Source organism: Rubritalea sp. (genome assembly GCF_051252225.1).
GTDB lineage: Bacteria > Verrucomicrobiota > Verrucomicrobiia > Verrucomicrobiales > Akkermansiaceae > Rubritalea.
In genome coordinates this window covers 186,058-203,744 of the sequence record NZ_JBPOGE010000005.1, presented here as the reverse complement: position 1 = coordinate 203,744, position 17,687 = coordinate 186,058, and the positions used below count along the sequence as shown (strand labels likewise).

The 17,687-nt window shown below is 46.5% G+C and carries 9 protein-coding genes and 1 pseudogene; 5 read left to right on the top strand and 5 right to left on the bottom strand.

Translation table 11 applies throughout. From position 1 onward, the window contains the following. Positions 1 to 76 precede the first annotated feature (76 nt). The 5 genes and pseudogenes from ACSHX2_RS07240 to ACSHX2_RS07220 all read left to right on the top strand — a co-directional run bounded on the left by ACSHX2_RS07240 (position 77) and on the right by ACSHX2_RS07220 (position 8,709). Positions 77 to 1,603: pseudogene (locus tag ACSHX2_RS07240) on the top strand (arylsulfatase). A gap of 270 nt (positions 1,604 to 1,873) precedes the next feature. Then, entirely contained in the window at positions 1,874 to 4,381 is a 2,508-nt protein-coding gene (locus ACSHX2_RS07235) for a DUF1588 domain-containing protein (protein ID WP_435692008.1), read from the top strand. An 11-nt stretch (positions 4,382 to 4,392) separates the two neighbouring features. Then, entirely contained in the window at positions 4,393 to 5,703 is a 1,311-nt protein-coding gene (locus ACSHX2_RS07230; RefSeq protein WP_435692007.1) for a DUF1552 domain-containing protein, read from the top strand. Between the two features lie 40 nt (positions 5,704 to 5,743). Then, a complete protein-coding gene (locus ACSHX2_RS07225) occupies positions 5,744 to 7,150 on the top strand; it encodes a sulfatase family protein (RefSeq protein WP_435692005.1) in 1,407 nt (468 codons plus the stop codon). Between the two features lie 8 nt (positions 7,151 to 7,158). Beyond that, the gene (locus ACSHX2_RS07220; RefSeq protein ID WP_435692003.1) at positions 7,159 to 8,709 is read left to right on the top strand and encodes an alkaline phosphatase D family protein; all 1,551 of its coding nucleotides are present in this window, start codon (positions 7,159 to 7,161) and stop codon (positions 8,707 to 8,709) included. Here the strand turns inward: ACSHX2_RS07220 and ACSHX2_RS07215 are convergent. From ACSHX2_RS07215 to ACSHX2_RS07195, 5 genes are all read right to left on the bottom strand, one after another. Beyond that, positions 8,690 to 11,734, bottom strand: a complete 3,045-nt coding sequence (locus ACSHX2_RS07215; protein ID WP_435692001.1) for a LamG domain-containing protein — start codon at positions 11,732 to 11,734, stop codon at positions 8,690 to 8,692. The two genes, ACSHX2_RS07220 and ACSHX2_RS07215, sit on opposite strands and share 20 nt — an antisense overlap. 297 nt (positions 11,735 to 12,031) lie before the next feature. Continuing rightward, positions 12,032 to 14,230: a DUF7133 domain-containing protein gene (locus ACSHX2_RS07210; RefSeq protein ID WP_435691999.1), complete on the bottom strand. Its 2,199-nt coding sequence runs from the start codon at positions 14,228 to 14,230 to the stop codon at positions 12,032 to 12,034. Between the two features lie 273 nt (positions 14,231 to 14,503). Further along, positions 14,504 to 15,445: an alpha/beta hydrolase gene (locus ACSHX2_RS07205; RefSeq protein ID WP_435691997.1), complete on the bottom strand. Its 942-nt coding sequence runs from the start codon at positions 15,443 to 15,445 to the stop codon at positions 14,504 to 14,506. Positions 15,446 to 15,670: 225 nt separating this feature from the next. Next, positions 15,671 to 16,480, bottom strand: a complete 810-nt coding sequence (locus tag ACSHX2_RS07200; protein ID WP_435691995.1) for an SDR family oxidoreductase — start codon at positions 16,478 to 16,480, stop codon at positions 15,671 to 15,673. Positions 16,481 to 16,714: 234 nt separating this feature from the next. Then, positions 16,715 to 17,440 (bottom strand): PEP-CTERM sorting domain-containing protein, encoded by a 726-nt coding sequence (locus tag ACSHX2_RS07195; protein ID WP_435691993.1) that lies wholly within the window; start codon positions 17,438 to 17,440, stop codon positions 16,715 to 16,717. Positions 17,441 to 17,687: the final 247 nt, after the last annotated feature.

Genomic DNA, 17,687 nt, shown 5'->3' with positions numbered 1-17,687 from the left:
CGTTCCTTCGAGGCTTTTTCTTATCCACTGAAAGCAAATACAAGAGTCCACTGTATTATTAGATTACAAATCATCCATGAAATACACCCTCACCTCCCTTCTCCTCATAGCTATCAGCACTTTTTCTCACTGCACCGAGAAACCTAACATCCTCATCATTATGGCGGATGACATGGGTTATTCAGATATTGGTTGTTTCGGGGGGGAGATCGCCACACCGAATATCGATCAGCTAGCAGCAGAGGGCATGCGCTTTCGCAACTTATACACAGATGCCAAATGCGGTCCCTCTCGCGCCGCATTATTAACCGGCCAATTCTCACATCTAGGTCGCCAAGAAAACGGTGCTAGCTTTGCCGAAATACTCAAACCAATCGGTTATCGCACACTGATGACTGGTAAATGGCATCAAGGCCCAATGCCTACTGATTTCGGATTTGATCGCTACTTTGGACTCGTTGACGGCTGTTGTAATTTCTGGAACCCAGGTCTCGAAGCGCGTCACGGTGAAGGCAAGCCAGGAAGAAAAATGACGATGGGAGACAAAGCGCGTCTCTGGGGAATCGAGGACCAGCTGATTGAAGGTGGCTACCCCCCTGAAGATAAAAACTTTTACACGACCGACGCCTTCACCGATTACGCGGTAGAGCGCATCGAAGAATATAAGAATGAAAAGAACCCATTCGTTCTCTATCTAGCATACACCGCACCACACTATCCACTCCATGCTTGGCCTGAAGATATCGCAAAGTATGAGGACACTTATACAGGCGGCTGGGATAAGCTCAGAGAGTCTCGCTTCGATCGGATGCTAGAAATGGGAGTTATCGATGAGAAATTCACGCTCTCACCCCGCGATAGTAAGGTGAAATAATGGTCTAGCCTCTCTAAAAAGGACCAAGAAACAGAAGCGCATCTCATGGCTGTCTACGCTGCCATAATTGACCGAATGGACCAAGGTATAGGCAAAGTGATCGCTAAACTAAAAGAATCCGGCCAATACGAGAATACGATCATCATTTTTATATCAGATAACGGAGCTTGCGCAGAGCCGCCAAATACCGATCCCGGGATCCCTGCAGGCCCAGTTGAAGGCTATCGATCAGTTGGAAAAGGCTGGGCTAACGCCTCAAACACCCCGTTCAGACTATTCAAGTCTTCAAGCCACGAAGGAGGCACACGTGCACCGATGATCCTCAGCTGGCCTGGAGTAACCCAAGCGGGCAGCTTCTCTAATCATGTCTGTCACCTCATCGACTTTGTCCCCACATTTATGGAGATCACCGGTGCGGAATACCCCACTGAAATTCGTGATATAAAGCTCAAGCATCCAAATGGTATTTCCTTCTTACCAACACTCAGAGGTAACGAACAAATACAGCACCCCTACTTAGCTTGGGAGCATAGAGGGACAAAAGCAGTGCGCGTAGGAGATTGGAAATTAGTCAGCGAGATGTCAAAGAGCGAACAAACTTCATGGGAACTATACAACCTCGCTGACGACCCGACCGAACTCAACAATCTCACCACTCAGAACCCTGAAAAATTAAAAGCGATGGAGAGGAAATGGGACCAATGGATGCAATTAAAAAATAATCCATAGTAAGCTCGCTCTACCTATCCTAACTCCCTCAGTTATAGATCATACTCGGTCTCATAGTGATTTTCTCGCCCGATGTGCCGACCAGTAAATGGACCAACCAATCTATGGCGGCCACACTCACACTGTCATATTTTAGAAGTCCATTTGTCGTATTATTACAATAGGTATCTCACCTATTCACCGTATAATAACTTAGCTTTAAGACTAGGCCTACAAGCATAAAAAACATATTACCCCCGATAGCCTAATGATTTATAGATAACTGCACCAATGATCTCCAAGTTCCAACAAACACTCTATCAGTCATTTACCTTCATTGTAATGACGATAATGAGTATTGGTATTTCTCATGCTGAAACTACCCAGGCAACGATTGTGCCAACAAAGCACATCCAACCCTTTCTCGAGAAGCACTGCATCAACTGCCACGGCCCTGAAAAACAAAAAGGCCAACTCCGCTTTGACGACATTAGTTGGTCAATATCGACCAACGACAAAGCTCAGCACTGGCAGGATATTCTCGATGTCCTGAATGCCAACGAGATGCCTCCAGAGGAAAAGCCTCAACCAGAGAAAGAAGAACTGCTCGAGGTACTCAACACGCTTACTAAGACCCTCACAACCGCAAGAAAGCGCCTTACTGCAAGTGGTGGAGATATCACCATGAGACACCTTAACCGACGTGAGTATGTGAATTCTATTCGCGACCTCTTCGGAATTCATATTTCAGAAGACGCACTTCCTGAAGACTCAGAATCTGAGAGTTTCGATACCGCGGGCAGTGCACAATATTTCAGTTCAATCAATTTTGGACGCTACTACGAGCTCGGAACAAAAGTCGCTAAAGAAGGACTCAAATGGTCGGCTAAACCTTACCAAGAGCCACGCAGCACTACCCACCATCCTGGGAAAAGTTGGATCAAAAGGATGGAGAGTAATCTTGCGAAGGCAAGAAAGCAAAAGCAGCTCTTAGCTGAAGGAAAAACTTGGAAAGAAGCTGGCTTTAAAGATGAAGTGGAAAAGCGCCTTTTTGTCCAACGCTATGAAGGGCGTAATGGTCCGGTAGAGCAATACTTAGACAGACTCAACGGCCGTAATAATGGCTTGTATCTCTTCAATGGCCTGCGTGAGACGGATGAAGCAGTCGTCCACATGGATAGAATAGACCCTCGTGCAGCCTACCGCTTAAAAATTCACGCTGGAGCAGTCGCTGGTGTCCCAGAGGAAAGGAAGTTTTTGTATGCTAGAACACGTAGCCATTCTGAACACAAAGTAATGAAAGTAACAGGGACTGAAGCGAACCCTTCCATTCTTCCCTTTCTTACCACTCCCACACTCTTTTCTGACGACCATAGAAATGCAGTTCACATTTACGAATGCTCCCCATATTTAGGCTATAGCGCTAAGTTCAAGTCCTATCAAAAAAAGATAGGTGACAAGACGGACTTCGCCTCAATCTATATCGATAAAATCGAGGTCGAAGGTCCATTTTACCCGTCGAAAACCAATTTCTTTGGTGAGCTCATTGCGAAAGAAGGCAAGGACCTCTCTGGCCCCAAAAAGGCCAGAGAATTAATTAAAGAATTTGCCTACCAAGCATTTCGTCACATAGAGCCCGAGACTTCATACATCAATAAATTGGTCGATTACTTTGAGCAAAAAATGAGTGAGGGTGATCGATACGAAGAGGCCATGAGTAAGACTCTAGGAGTCGTGCTCACGTCTCCAAACTTTCTCTATATTCAAGAAGCACCTACGAACAATTCGATCACAGCCAAAGAATTCGTCATACGCCTTGCCTACTTCCTCTGGAGTAGTCCACCTGATGAAGAACTCTATAAGCTCGCTGAATCAGGGACCCTCCATAGCGTAGTGCTGAAGGAGCAGGTGGTTCGTATGCTCGCCGACCGCAAAGCTGATAACTTTTTCCGAGGCTTTATTGGTCAATGGGCGGAAATTGATCGCTTCCACGCAATCTCCGTAGATTCTCAGAATTTCTTCCAATACAACAATGGAGTTCAAGCATCTGCGACCCAAGAGGTTTACGAATTCTTCAAAGTGCTGGTGAAGGAGAACTTACCTATCGAGAACATTATCCATTCCAATTTTGCCGTAATCAATCGGCATCTCGGCCAATACTATGGAATACCTGGAGTAAAGTCAGATGACTTCCAAAAAGTACGCCTACAAAAGAACTCAAAGCGTGGTGGATTTCTCACACAAACAGCATTCCTAACAATGGGCTCTAACGGTGAAAGGTCATCTCCAGTAATCCGTGGAACCTTAGTTTTAGATAAAATCTTAAACGACCCACCACCTCCGCCTCCGCCGAATGTCCCTGAACTAGGATCAACGGTAAAGAAACCGCTATCCAACCGCGAGATGGTCAAATTACACCAAAGCCAAACCCAGTGTGCTTCTTGTCATAACCGCATTGACCCCATCGGATTCGGTATGGAAAACTACGATGCCATAGGCCGATTTAGAACTCGTGAAAAGGTTGGTAAGAGTGAACAGGACATCGAATCGGGCGGAACACTGGTGAGTGGAATCACTTTTGACGGTATCGATGAACTTAAAAAATTACTAGGAACCCAGAAACATAGACTCGCAAGAGAATTCATCGAATCGATGACTTCTTATGGAATCGGCAGAGATATCGAATTCTCAGATGATACTGCCATTCAGAAACTCACCGTTGATTGCTTGGAAGATGATTTTAGACTGCAAGCTATGATCTATCGAATCATCTCAAGCCCTCTCTTCAGATCAAAATAAAGACCCATATTATGAACCCATATTACACTAATTCAGTAACTCGTCGCTCGTTTATTCGAAGTGCCAGCGGATTCATCCTTGGTCTGCCGTTTCTGGAGAGCTTTGCATCCGCAAAGACATTAACCCAGTCCGTGGCCCCAAAACGCATGATTTTCCTTGGTGGAGGATTCGGCTTTACCAAACAAACCTTCTTCCCCACCGAAGCTGGGCGATTTTCAGACATTGGCCTAACCCAAGGACTTGAGCCACTCGCACGCCATTCTAACGACTTCACGATGGTCTCTAATATGAGTAATCTTGGGGCGACCAATCCACACGGAGGAAGTACGTCCTACCTTACAGGCGCCAACGTCCAAGGCACCCCTGGCAAGCGCTTCTACAACTCCATTTCCTGTGACCAGTTAGCAGCCCAACAGCTCGGTACCCAAACTCGATTTTCATCACTCGTTCTCTCAGCAAAAGAACCAGACGGACTGCAGAATTCAGGGCATGGCAATGGTCTCTCACTTTCATGGGATGCCGCTGGAAAACCGATTCCTGGACTCAACACCCCTATCGAGCTCTATCATAAAATCTTCGCGAACAACCAAGAATCAAGAGAAGAGTTAGAACACCTACTCGCGAATAAACAAAGCGTCTTGGACATTGTGAACATTGATGGATCGAGCATGAAGCGAAAGCTCAGCAAAAACGACCAAGAGAAGCTCGGTGAATACTTTGATAGCTTGCGCCAAATTGAACTCGATTTAGAGCGCCAAGCGAAATGGGCAAGTATTCCAAAGCCTGAAGCCCCATACGAAGTTCCTGGAGTGGACCTATTAGGCGAAGAAGAGATTAAGCTTATGTATGACATGATGATCATCTCCATGCAGACAGATTCCACGCGTGTTATGAGCTACCGCCAGCCTGTGTGCTCAGTACTTACCGGTATGGAATTTGCCCTTAAAGCCCACTCTTTGAGCCATTATGGTTTCTCCGCTGAACGACGCAAAGCGTCAGAAGAGCGAGACAGGAAATGCATGGAGCTCTTTGCCCACTTTATTGACCGTCTAAAATCCGCTCAAGATGTCGATGGAAGTAGACTCTATGATAACTGTATCGTGAGTTACGGTAGTAATCTACGTTCAGGTCACGAACTTAAAAATGTCCCAGCCTTGCTCACTGGTGGTGGTGGCCAAAACATCAAACACGGAAGCCATATTAAGCTTCCGAAGCAAGACACTCCACTGGCGAATTACTGGCTTACTCTCATGCAGCAAGCCAATGTAAATATAAATCAATTTAGCCATAGTACAGGCATCATCCCTGAGCTTGTTAGTTAATGAAACACATCACCTACACAACATACCTCAACGTAAACTCATGCGTCTCAAAAAAACTCTAACTGCAATATTGGCTTTAAGTTCTGTTACTCTCTTAGCCTTTGTTCAAGGGAGCCAAGCAGCAGAATCCAAGCCTAACATCCTTTTCATCTTTGCCGATGACTGGGGCTGGGAAGATCTCAGTTGTCATGGCCACCCTTATGTGAAAACACCAAACATCGACCGTCTAGCGGAAGAAGGAACTGACTTCACCCGCTTTACCGTAGCGAGTGGCGTTTGCTCACCAAGTCGCACTGCAGTCATGACAGGCCACTTCCCTGCTAGACATAATGTCGACGGCCATTTCGCTTGGGTTCCTAACAATGAACAAAGAGGAATGCCTGACTGGGTAGATACAGCGGCTCCCATGCTGCCGAGAATGCTTCAGACTGCAGGTTATAAAACTGCTCATTTTGGCAAATGGCACCTCGCTAACAACATGATTCCAGATTCCCCGTCACCATCGGAGTACGGCTATGACGAATATGGTGCATTCAATTGCTCAGGCGAACAAATGCCATACGACCACGATGCCCGCAGAACCATTGCGTTCATGGAAAAAGCCAAGGCTTCTAACAGCCCGTTTTTCATCAACCTCTGGATTCATGAACCACACACGCCCTTCCACGTGATTCCAAAATACCGCCAGATGTTCCCAGAACTAAAAGATGACGGTGATAGCATCTACGCAGCCACACTCGCCTATGCCGATGAACGTATCGGTCAGGTACTCGATGCTCTGGACGATCTCGGGCTAGCTGAAAACACGCTCGTCGTTTTCACATCTGACAATGGTCCAGCGCGATCAAAGTCTCCCAAAGAACCAGGCTTAATGTATGACTCAGCTACAGGTGCAGGGTTTGATACTGGTGCAGCAAAAGGCCTCACGGGTGGACGTAAAGGGTATAAGGCCTCACTCTATGAAGGTGGCATCAACGTGCCATTCCTCGTACGTTGGCCAAACAAGGTCCCAGCCAACGTGGTGGATAATGACACTCTATTCTCAGCTGTCGACCTGCTCCCAACCCTTTGTAGTGTCGCTGGTGCTGAGATGGGCAAGAACTACAAGCCTGACGGCATTTCTCAAGTAGAAGCTCTCTATGGAAAACCTTCTACCACACGCAGCAAAGACCTCTTCTGGAAATCAACCAATGGATTTAGTGACCCCACAAAATCTGAACATTGGGCGAGCTACGTCGTCGTCTCTGAGCAATGGAAACTTCTGACCAATAAAGACCAATCCTATATCGAGCTCTACGATATTGTCGCTGATCCACTTGAGAAAAACAACCTCGTCAAAGAAGACGCAGCTACCGTCGAAAAGCTTCAGAAGAAGCTCTCTGTATGGATTGCTACGCTTCCAGAAAAACCAACGGGCAATGTCTTTTCTGAACTCAGAAACGAGTAAATAACTAAATGCATAGTAACAGCGACCTTCCGCGCAGAGAATTCCTTCATTTGGCAGCCTTTAGTATTGGCGGAATGCTCACAGCTCAGGCTGGAAAACCATCTGACTCCATCTTTGTTTCACTAGGTGACGCACACAAGGGAACGCTGGAAATCGATCTACGTATCATGAACCAGTTCGGCACCCAACCAAAGGAAGTTCAGGAGTTTTATACAGCCGGTCGAGCAGCTCTAACTGGAGCCATGCCTGAACAAGAGATGGCAAAGGTATGCCGTAAGTTTAACCGCCACAGCATCGGCGGTCCATTACTTGGCAACCTCACATCCACTAGCATAGCGATTTGGCTCCAGCTACCAGAACCTGACACGGTCAAAGTGGTAGTAACTCCAAAATCGAGTGACTCCCCTATCCATTTCAGCTCAAAACAATCCGATAGCATCCACTCCGTCAACTGTACTGACCTCACACCGGACACGAGCTACACCTATTCTGTCATCGACTCAAAGCAGAACGAACTAGGAAAAGGGAGCTTCGTCACAGCCCCTGTTGAGTTCTCAGACAAACCTTTCCGTATAGCCTTCGGTGGAGACTTCCATAAAATTGGACTCTACCAACCAGCTCTGATGCAACAGGTGCGCGAGCGCGGCAATAGAATGATGTTCCTCATTGGCGATTCCGCTGTAGACGGCAGGAAAGACGACTTCAAACTCATCGAAACCGACTACCTACTGCGCAACCTTTCACCCACATGGAAGGAATTTTCAGCTAACGTTCCCGTCTCTGCCACTTGGGACGATCACGATTATTGGGGGAATGACACATCAGGTAAATTCACCAAGAACAAAAAGCCCATCGATGTCATCGGCCTGCGCAATGCGTGGAAAAACCATTGGAACAACCCAGAGAGGGACACCGAACGTGAAGGAATCTATTTCCAAACTCGCGTGGGTCCAATCCACTACATCGCGCTAGACACCCGTTCCTGCCGTGAAAACGACCAACGAGGGAAGCTCAACTGCTTCTTGGGAGAATCACAAATGACCTGGCTGAAGCAGCAGGTTCAGAGCTCTGACGCCGAGTGCATTATCATCAGCAGCGGCACTATGTGGAGCGACTATATTTCTAACGGAAAAGACAGTTGGGGAACTTGGGATACAGAAGGCAGAGAAGAGATTTTCAAGATGATTGACCAAAAGCAAGATTCGCTCGTCCTCCTTCTTTCTGGTGACCGACACGGTGCGCGAGGCTTTGCGATTCCACGCCCGAATGGCAAAAAAATCCATGAACTTGAAGTCGGCACACTCGGTGGTGTTCCCGGACCAAATGCTATTGGTAAGAACAAGAAAGATCAGATTTTCGGCTACCCAGGAAATACATGGGCATTCGGAGAGCTCACATTCAGTAAACCCAAGGAAGAACTACAGGTCGTATTTCGTTTGCTTGATGAGCAGGGCAAGGAGTTAGAAACACTCACTTTAGCAAAGTTGGCGCTTCTTCAGCGCCCACAGCCTTCTAGTATTAGCAGCGCTCAGTGCAACACTACTGAGCGTCTTTCTTGAGCACCCACTCTGAGCTTTCTAAGCCGTCGAGTGGTAAATTGTACACTCGACTATAGCTCTTGCTCGCCGCGTCGTAGTCAGTCTGCCAAAAATCATTACCATGGACTGCTTGGTCGAGTTTGACCGATTCCCCTTCAACTACTTGGTACAGAGTGTATCCAGTTGCTGAGGCGAGCCCGTCGAAACGAATCGGCACGTAGCCAACACCACCCTTGATCTGGACACTGACTTCAGTGGAATCAGTTTCAATCTCTATCGGGTAATTTCTGAGTAATTTTCCGCCTTTAACCTCGATTTCCAGATCATTGCCGACAGCTTCGCGGTAGATGGTTTTCCAAGAATTTGGATTTCCTTCGAGATGCTTACGGTACATTCCGTTCGGCCCGTAATAGTCATCGGCCTCACGGTGCAGAGTCACCCATTCGAGATCCATATCGAGAGTGTCACCGGGCAGGAACTTTTCGACACCAGCAGGAGCTGTGAGTAATAGGTCGAGACTGATGCTGCCATCTTCGTTCACCTGATACACAGGAGAGGTAATGCTAGGTTGAGTGTAAACCTTTCCACCAAAGGATGCGCGATAACTCCGAATCACTAGTGCTCGATAGCCATTGCCCTTACCTGTTTCGTTCGCAGGTTTTGCTCCAGGAAAACTTACCCACCAAGGAGCAGAACCTTCTAATTTTATTTTCTCAACGAGCGAGTCTCCTTTCTTCAAACTCGTAGGAACTTCCATGTCTTTAATCAACCCCGCGTTATTTCCGTAGGCCAACTTTGGCGTGGCATAGTGGTAAGTACGCCCCATTTTGAATAACCAAGACTCCTTCGCTGTGCTTTCCTTATCAAAGGTATAATGGAACTTCTGGAAAGTTCGGGCGTAGTCGTCGGTGCGCAGGGTTTGCACCTTTGCCTTGAAGCCAATTTCCTTTTGAGTTCCGTAATGACCCGCATAACGCGCATCGGTTAGACATGGTCCATGAGCGAGATAGGCTGTCTTCAATTCATTCGGGTGGTGTCTATTCCCCTTAGCATCATCCACACGCAGCCAGTCGCCTCCCCAGCCAGCTTCAGTCCAGCTCCATTTCTTTCCTTCAGCACCCTGCCGCGCCATTAACATGCGCACGTCAGTGACTGCCACATCAACTAAACTACGGTCGACATCGAAACAAATGGTTTCACCCCAGCAGCCGATCGCCAACTGATCCCAGCGGCTGTTGCCACCATAACCGATCAATGACAGTTGAGCGTGTGATGCCGAAGGCAAGCTGCCATAAAACCCGTAAGCGATACGTAACTTATAGCTCTGTTTACCAGGCGTTGCAGGCAACATCGCACAGGCACGCATGTAGGAGCCGAGATTCGGTTCATGCCAGTTCTTACTCAACTGAACTGGGATACCAGTAGGCGTGCCGTCTTCGTAACAAAGAAGAGGGACAAGACCCGTGATGTTCGCCACATTACGTAGGTAGAGCACAAAAGGAACTTCACTCGCGCTCTTATTCTTATTTTCGATCTCTAGAGTGAATTCATCATAGTCACGGATATCTGTGTAACCAGACTTCCAACTACGTTTCAGCTTTTTCACCTCAGCAAGATGGCAGTTCCACTCTGGATTGAAGGCGGCATTGATCGTCTGTCCATCACCAGTATGCACATCTATGGTCAGCGACTTATTAGTTACTACACCCTTCGAGAAATCACAACTCAAAGTAGCACTGTGGGTCTCTCCCATTTTCCATTCTTTGGTACTCTCAGAGCGAGCCTCAAACTTCTCATCTTTAGTGATAAACTGAATACGTGAAGTGACATCACGCCAAGGACTGGAAACCAATTGTGGATCATTCGCAGTATCAAATGTTTTCTCAAATTGGAGACCGCTTCTGTTAGCCACCTTTTCCGGCTGCTTACTTTGGTCTCTGATTTCTTGCTCTGTCAGGACTCTGTCCCATACACGGATTTGATCGAACGCTCCGTATACAGTCTTAGTCTTAGAACCTTTTAGTTTACACAATGTAATTGGCTCACTTCCAGCCTTACGTACATTTTTGATCTTCTTGTTGCTCTGGAGATAGCCATCGACATAGTAGTGCATGGTCTCACCATCATAAGTGATAACGAGTTGATGCCATCCATCGAAATCAAAACGCTTATGACCAGCCTCGCTAATACGATGACGATTTAGGTGACCTCCTCCAATGTTCATCACGGCGTCAATCCGATTACCACGCATGTGAAAGCCGATGTGTCCGTCAGTGTCTTGGCTCCCATTTTTACTCAGAATCCAACCATCATTCGGTTTCGTTGGGATCCGGGGTACATTCACCCAGGTCTCGAGTGTGAAATTTGAAAAATCAGCAACACCAGAGCCCTCAAGCTGCTGAGGTTTTTCTACAACGGTGAGACCTCTCCCGCTAACCCCGATTGTGGGACCGTCAAGAAATGGTAGCTCAGGGGTAATTTCCGCTGTCAGAGTAAGAGAGCTCGGCCATGAGGCGACTTCAAGTTTCGCGTCACAATACAGACTATTCCCTTCGCTGTCTTCGAGCACTAGATGCTGAAGATCAAAATGCTGAAAATAGCGACCGGACTCCCACATCAGCGTATCCTCGAGACGCTTGGTATTCCCCATTGACCCCGTAAGGCAATGGCTTGCCGTGTAGATCCTCCCTTCTCTAGCGACCTGTATCAAGAGCTCTGCCGGAGCCAATCGCTTCTCACTACCATCCGAATGGATACTTGTCGCATAGTCACTGCCTTCGTGCCTACTAAACTCGGTCTTTGTTAGATCTCCAAGGTTAAGTACTAGATCATAGTATCCGGTTTCAAAACTAAGAAGGTCTGGCGACTTATCATCAGCATTTTTACGAAAGCCATTCACCCAGGTCGCATAGCCGTAGCTACGTGAATTAGCCTTCACCTCATCTGCCGTAGTTTTGCTATTGGGCGAATTTTCAGAAGCTGCGAAAAGAGTAGCCTGCTGAGCTAAAGAGAGGGCTAGAATTAAAGACTGGGTGGTTTTACGCATGATGTCGGTTTGAGGATTTTTCAGAATTACAATGCTTCTGAGCTATTTCATTATGGTTTTACGGTAAAATGAGTACGCGAAGGTAGAAGGATAGCCTTCATTAATCCAAAGGATCATGGGTATCAGCCCGTCCTGTAGCGGCGGCCTCTTACCGATCACTATCTACTCCATCACGGCAGCCCCTCTTTCAATAAATCATCATCAATATTGAAAATGATTATCAGCAAAAGAGCAGAGTCATTTCATAACGAAATGCTCTGCCCGTATGATCTACAGTCACTAAGAATAGACGAATTTTTATTTAGTCAGTTCTTCCATTGTCCATGGCGTCTTACGCTTGCGGTTAGCTCTGCGTGTTTTACCCACTTCTTTACTACTAATAATATCCGCCTTATTACCCCATGAGTTACGGATGTATGAGAGAACTTCCGCGAGGTATTGGTCATCTTGAGCGGCTAAGGACTCCATCGCTCCTGGGTAGGTTTTCCCATCGATTGGTCCAGTGAGGCCGTGCAGTACAATTTTAATCAAAGTGTCTTTATCCCCAAGTACACGAGGTGAGTCAGCCAATGCTGGTGCCAAGGTCGTATCAGTACCAGCCATCGGTGCGCCCTCACCTTCAGCTCCGTGACAAGCAAAACAAAGCGAAGCGTAATGCTTTTCCCCTGCTGTCATGATTTTTTCAAAGAGAGGGCCTTTACCCTTGAGAGCGTTAGCTCGATCCATGGCATCCTGCTTAGCCTTCTGCTCACGTGACCACTGCTTTAGATGGTGTTCGACAACTTGAGTCTTCTTATGCTTTTCGTTAAACTTCACGAGGTACGGCTCAGCGACATCTTTCGGACCAAATGTCTTCATGCTCAATACTGCTTGTGTCAATAGCTCCGGCGAAGTCGAGTGACTATAAATTTTCTCATACCAGTCGAGAAGTTCACTATTGCCTTCCTGTAGCCATGGATCTGAAACACGCAGAGCATGCGTTGCGAATCTAGAATCTTTTGAGCGAATCAATGGGAAAACAAACTCAGGGTCCAGCGCTTGCAAGCCTTCTAGTGTCCATAAAATCTCGATCTTCTCCTGTGTGTCATTCGACTTATCAAGAGCTGCTTTCAACTGAGGAACAATGCTCTTTTCGTTGCGTAAGATGATGACTTTTCTCGCCGTGCTTCGCATCCAACCATTCGTACTCCCTAGATAAGGAATGAGCTCAGATGATTTCTTTTCTAACATCCTAGGCGGAGTGAATTTTTTGTTATAGTTCTCAGGAACCATACGGTAAATACGTCCATTCTTCACCGTATCGCCCATGCCATACTTATCGATCACATCGCGTAAGTAGGAGCCTTTCTGAGTCCAGTGACCTTCTTGGATAATGCCTCGGTACATATCGACGATGTAAAGTGCTCCATCTGGTCCAGTTTTGATATTCACTGGCCTGAAGTTAGCATCTGCCGAGCGAATGAACTCGGACTCAGGATAGGCGTTTTGCATTTGGCGGAAACCTTGTGAGGTATCGACTTTTGCCATGCGCACCAAGCGCCCTACTGGTTCAGCTAAAACATAGTTCCCATAAAAATCTGGCATCAGTTCACCTCGGTAAACCCCATGACCACAAGCCCCTGTCATGTGATTAAGTGTATTGTCCTCACGCAAACGACGGCGGGCACCTTGGGTGTCTGGGATATTATCAATCGGCCACACGCTATTAAAGTTTTTCTCAAGCTCATTGGGAAATTGACTCTTTGTATACACGATAGGATTCTGAAAATACTGAAAACTTTTTTCTGCTCCAGAATATCCAGAGGAGATATTTCCATCATCATCGTGATCTAAGCCCCATTGAGTCGTGATATTACCTCTTTTGTCGACGACTACTTCACCATCTACTATTCTAAAACGCTCGTCTCCTTTGGTAAGGTAAATCCAATTATCCAGATTCCAGATCAAGCCACTCGCTTGGTGTTCTAAGTTGCCTTTACGAGCTCCTCCCTCAAACCAGATTTTCTTCTCATCAGCTTTTCCGTCCCCATTGGTGTCACGATAGGCGTAAATATCTAGAGTATCGGTTTCACAGATAAGAATCCTATCATCGAGCGGCAAGATCATACGCGGTAGTAACAAGCCGTCGGCAAACACCGTGGACTTATCAATCTTACCATCTCCGTCGGTATCCACCAACTTCATCACCCTACTGGTCTTATCGTATTGCCCAGTCGCGTCAGCATCTTGCATGTACGTTGTCATCTCAATAACATACATGTCCCCATTGGCATCCCAGACACAATCGACGGGCTCGGTAATAGTGGGTTCAGATGTGACTAACTCGAGCTTATAGCCCTTAGGTACTTCAATTGCCTCGATTGCCTCCTCAGGGCTCAGAGGTTTTGCCAGCTTTTCTAACTCAGCTGAACTAGTCTTTTCCCAGTCAGTTCCTGAGATCTTTTTGGCCGAAACGGAACTAATGGCTAAACATGAAACGAGTAGGGTCTTAATCATAGGAAGTAGGTCTGTTCTTGCGTGGGTTGATCTTGTGGTCTTGAAACATTGAGCTGTTCACTCTCAGTTTTATATGAAATTCAGAGTGACGCATTAGCCAATCTGAGAGATTAAAGATTAATATTCTCTCTACGAGAAGAGAAAAGCCCTTATATCACGTCTCAACATAAGACACGTAATACATCACCTAAACCCACGCAATTAATCACTAATACTTCATAAGCTCACACCAAAGGAACGGGAAGATGAACAGTAATTTAGCCAATCTTGCCATTACTTGGTAGGTCTTCTCGCTTGAAACTTCTTAATCGCAGCTGCAGTCCATTCCTTAACGTCACACTCTCCAGTTAGGTAATTTTGCTGAACTAGGAAAGCATCGACCTTAGTAAGCACATCTTCAAACATAGCTCTCCCACCTTTGGAAATGTGAAAGAAGCCATGCTTTTCATTCTCATAAATATGCGTAGCAGACTGATTCCCAGATTCTTCCATGGCAGTTTGAAAGTCATTGATCAAAGGAACTTTGATACAATGGTCATCAGAACCAAAGAACACAATTGTAGGAGGAAGACCTGCTCGAATATTATGATAAGGGGATATTTCCTGCCAGTAATCTTTCACCTTATCATGTCCGTATCCTTCAGGGCCATTGTGATATACTGGATTAAAAAGGATGAGAGCATTAGGTAGGCTGGAAACAGAACTCTCGGGATTAGCGTCAATAGTGGGACACATAGCAACGGCTGCAGCCACATGACCACCAGCAGATCCACCACCAGCGGCTATGCGATTAGGATCCACTCCTAGCTCAGCAGCATGCTCACGCACGTAGCGGATAGCCTCGCGGCCGTCCTCTACACATTCTTTCGGGCTAGCCTGCTGTTTTTTTGTGCGGTATTGAGCAGAAATAGCCACCATCCCTCGGGAGGCGAAATACTTACTAATCCCATAAAATTGCTCAGGCCCCCCACTGGACCATCCTCCTCCAAAGAAAAAAACTACACACGAGCGCTTATCACTCGCCTTGTGGCCATCTGGCAAGAATACATGAAGCTTCAGATCGAGGTCAGGCTTCGGCGAATAAAACTCGATCGTTTCGTCAGGTTTGTAGCCCAGAGTCCAACTGTACTTTTCTCTAGCCTCTTTGCTGCTCTTTTGTCCATAGACTGAGCATGTTAAAAATAGAGTGAGTACAAAAAGTAGTAATTTTTTCATGGGAAGTTGAAACTGAATTGAAGTGCACTATAGGCGAAAGCCAGACCGTAAGTGAATAGGATTATTCTCTACTTCCCGGATTCTGTAGTTCTTTCAGACCTGTCGACATCTAAACAGTGCGTCTACAGTGGAGGCGTAATGTTCGAAAAAAGACACTTCAATCATCATTCCTCTGGCCTGTATTTAGCTAGAAGAGGATGAGAGTCACTCTGTACATCTAAGTATTTACCAAGGGAGTTCCTCACCATTGTAATACCAAAAGCGTCCATCTTGCTCTTTTGTAAGACCTTCAATTAACCCTTTAACATGTTTCATGCTCACTTCAGGTGTGAGCTTGGCTCGATTCCCCCCCATGTCTGTTTGGTTATGGCCAGGAGCTACAGAAACAACGATGGCATTACCGAGAGCTTTATCTACCGACATGATACTCATCGCACGATTAGCTGCGGTCTTGCTCATGCGATAGCCGTAGGCACCAGCGCTTCTGCTCTGATTCATGATTCCTGAACGACTTGAGATGATAATTACCTTGGCCTGCTTGGAGGCATTAAGGTTAGGCAGGAGACCTTGTGTTACAAAGATTGGTCCAGCTGCGTTGACGGCGAAGCAATCAAGTACTTCGCCCCTCGTAAGTGTCTTGAGAGACGCAGATTTCTCCCTACCACTACCCAAACCCTGTGTCGGACCGAAATAGCCCGCATTATGCACGAGAATATCAACGGTTTGCCCCTTGAGCGCAGCAGACAGCCCCTTGATGCTTTCATCAGATGTCACATCGAGTGCCAGCACTTCATCTGCAACCTCTTGCAACTCTGTAGCCTTTTCAGGAGAGCGTGCTGTCCCAATGACATGATAGCCATCTGCAGCAAATTGCTTACTGAGTTCTAGGCCAAGACCACGATTCGCTCCTGTGACGAGCACTGTTTGTTTCGGAGCTGACTCAGGAGTTAAAACTACCTCTACAGCTACTTCTTCTGCAGCTATACTGAAAAGCGAAGTTGTTAAGAATGCGATAAGTAATGGTTTGATCTTCATCTATTTTTTGGCGTTGTGTTTCTAACAAGGAATATATTGGTAGCTAACACTTACGTGCGTTTTTAGCGATCCTATCTTCAAAGTCGATACTTGCGTAAAATAATAGCTAAGTCATTCAGTAATTAACTCATTCTCCCTAACTACGAGTAGGCTCACCCATAAAAAAAGCGGACACCTCATTATCGAGGTATCCGCTGATTAGATTTAAATCAAATAATGATTCTAAGTCCAGTACTAGCGACGACGGCGAAGCATGAGGCTAAGACCGCCAAGGCCAAGTAGCGCAACAGAAGATGGCTCAGGAACTGCCGCAGCCTGCCAACCAGCACTTGTCAAAGCTGAGCCAAGCGCTGCCTCATCACCATATCCAAATGCTGCGAAATTGTTAGTCAAGAAGGCAGTATCATAAGAAGCGCCGGTATCACCAAGGTTGGCAACGATCACACCGACAGCTGCTGTCTGAGTTGCTGCATCTGAGCTAGTGATGTCAAAGCTGAACGCGGCTCCTGAAAAGTCCATATTCGAAAAAGTGCCAGTCCCATCGAAAAACTCGGAATTGTTGAACGCATCCGCCGATGACAGCGTGATATTCCATGCCGTATCGACAAAGGACGCTCCACTGCCAGTTGCATTTCGGAACGTATTAAAGCGTTGAAGTGAGCCGGATAACCACGTTGTAATATTGAAAGTCGCTCCGGTAAAATCAGTATTGGTAATGGTAGTCCCAAGAAACGCCTGATTGCCAGAAAGGGTAATTGTCGTGCTGGTCAAATCGGCATTTGTGAATACGTCATTACGCCCCCAGTTGTCGATCGAACTCGTGACAGATTGTCCGGAGAAATCTACTCCCGTAGAATCATCGATACCGGAGTTGTTAGTAATGGAGTCAAGAGTTAATGCGGCCTGCGCGATACCCGTAAGGAATAGTCCGGCAGATAAAGTTGTGTATAGTGTCTTCATATTTTTATGTTAGGGATTTGTTTTATAGTGATTCTTGACACTCCAAGAAAAAGTCAGGAGGTATCAGTGGAAAAATTTAATACCTTAAATTCAGACGTCCCGCTATCGCATGAAGATGTGATACTGAGCTCATCGAGCATTGATTGACGGCACGATGAAAAAAGCGCTACCTTCCTTGAACCCCAATGCGACTATTCAGAAAACACCTCACTGTGCTATGCTTGATTCTGGTAGCGCTGTATTACTC

Bases quoted from the DNA above. Each gene is read 5' to 3' on its own strand.
- ACSHX2_RS07200 (WP_435691995.1), bottom strand. From the start codon at position 16,480: ATGAAGATCAAACCATTACTTATCGCATTCTTAACAACTTCGCTTTTC.
- ACSHX2_RS07230 (WP_435692007.1), top strand. From the start codon at position 4,393: ATGAACCCATATTACACTAATTCAGTAACTCGTCGCTCGTTTATTCGA.
- ACSHX2_RS07220 (WP_435692003.1), top strand. From the start codon at position 7,159: ATGCATAGTAACAGCGACCTTCCGCGCAGAGAATTCCTTCATTTGGCA.
- ACSHX2_RS07195 (WP_435691993.1), bottom strand. From the start codon at position 17,440: ATGAAGACACTATACACAACTTTATCTGCCGGACTATTCCTTACGGGT.
- ACSHX2_RS07215 (WP_435692001.1), bottom strand. From the start codon at position 11,734: ATGCGTAAAACCACCCAGTCTTTAATTCTAGCCCTCTCTTTAGCTCAG.
- ACSHX2_RS07205 (WP_435691997.1), bottom strand. From the start codon at position 15,445: ATGAAAAAATTACTACTTTTTGTACTCACTCTATTTTTAACATGCTCA.
- ACSHX2_RS07210 (WP_435691999.1), bottom strand. From the start codon at position 14,230: ATGATTAAGACCCTACTCGTTTCATGTTTAGCCATTAGTTCCGTTTCG.
- ACSHX2_RS07235 (WP_435692008.1), top strand. From the start codon at position 1,874: ATGATCTCCAAGTTCCAACAAACACTCTATCAGTCATTTACCTTCATT.
- ACSHX2_RS07225 (WP_435692005.1), top strand. From the start codon at position 5,744: ATGCGTCTCAAAAAAACTCTAACTGCAATATTGGCTTTAAGTTCTGTT.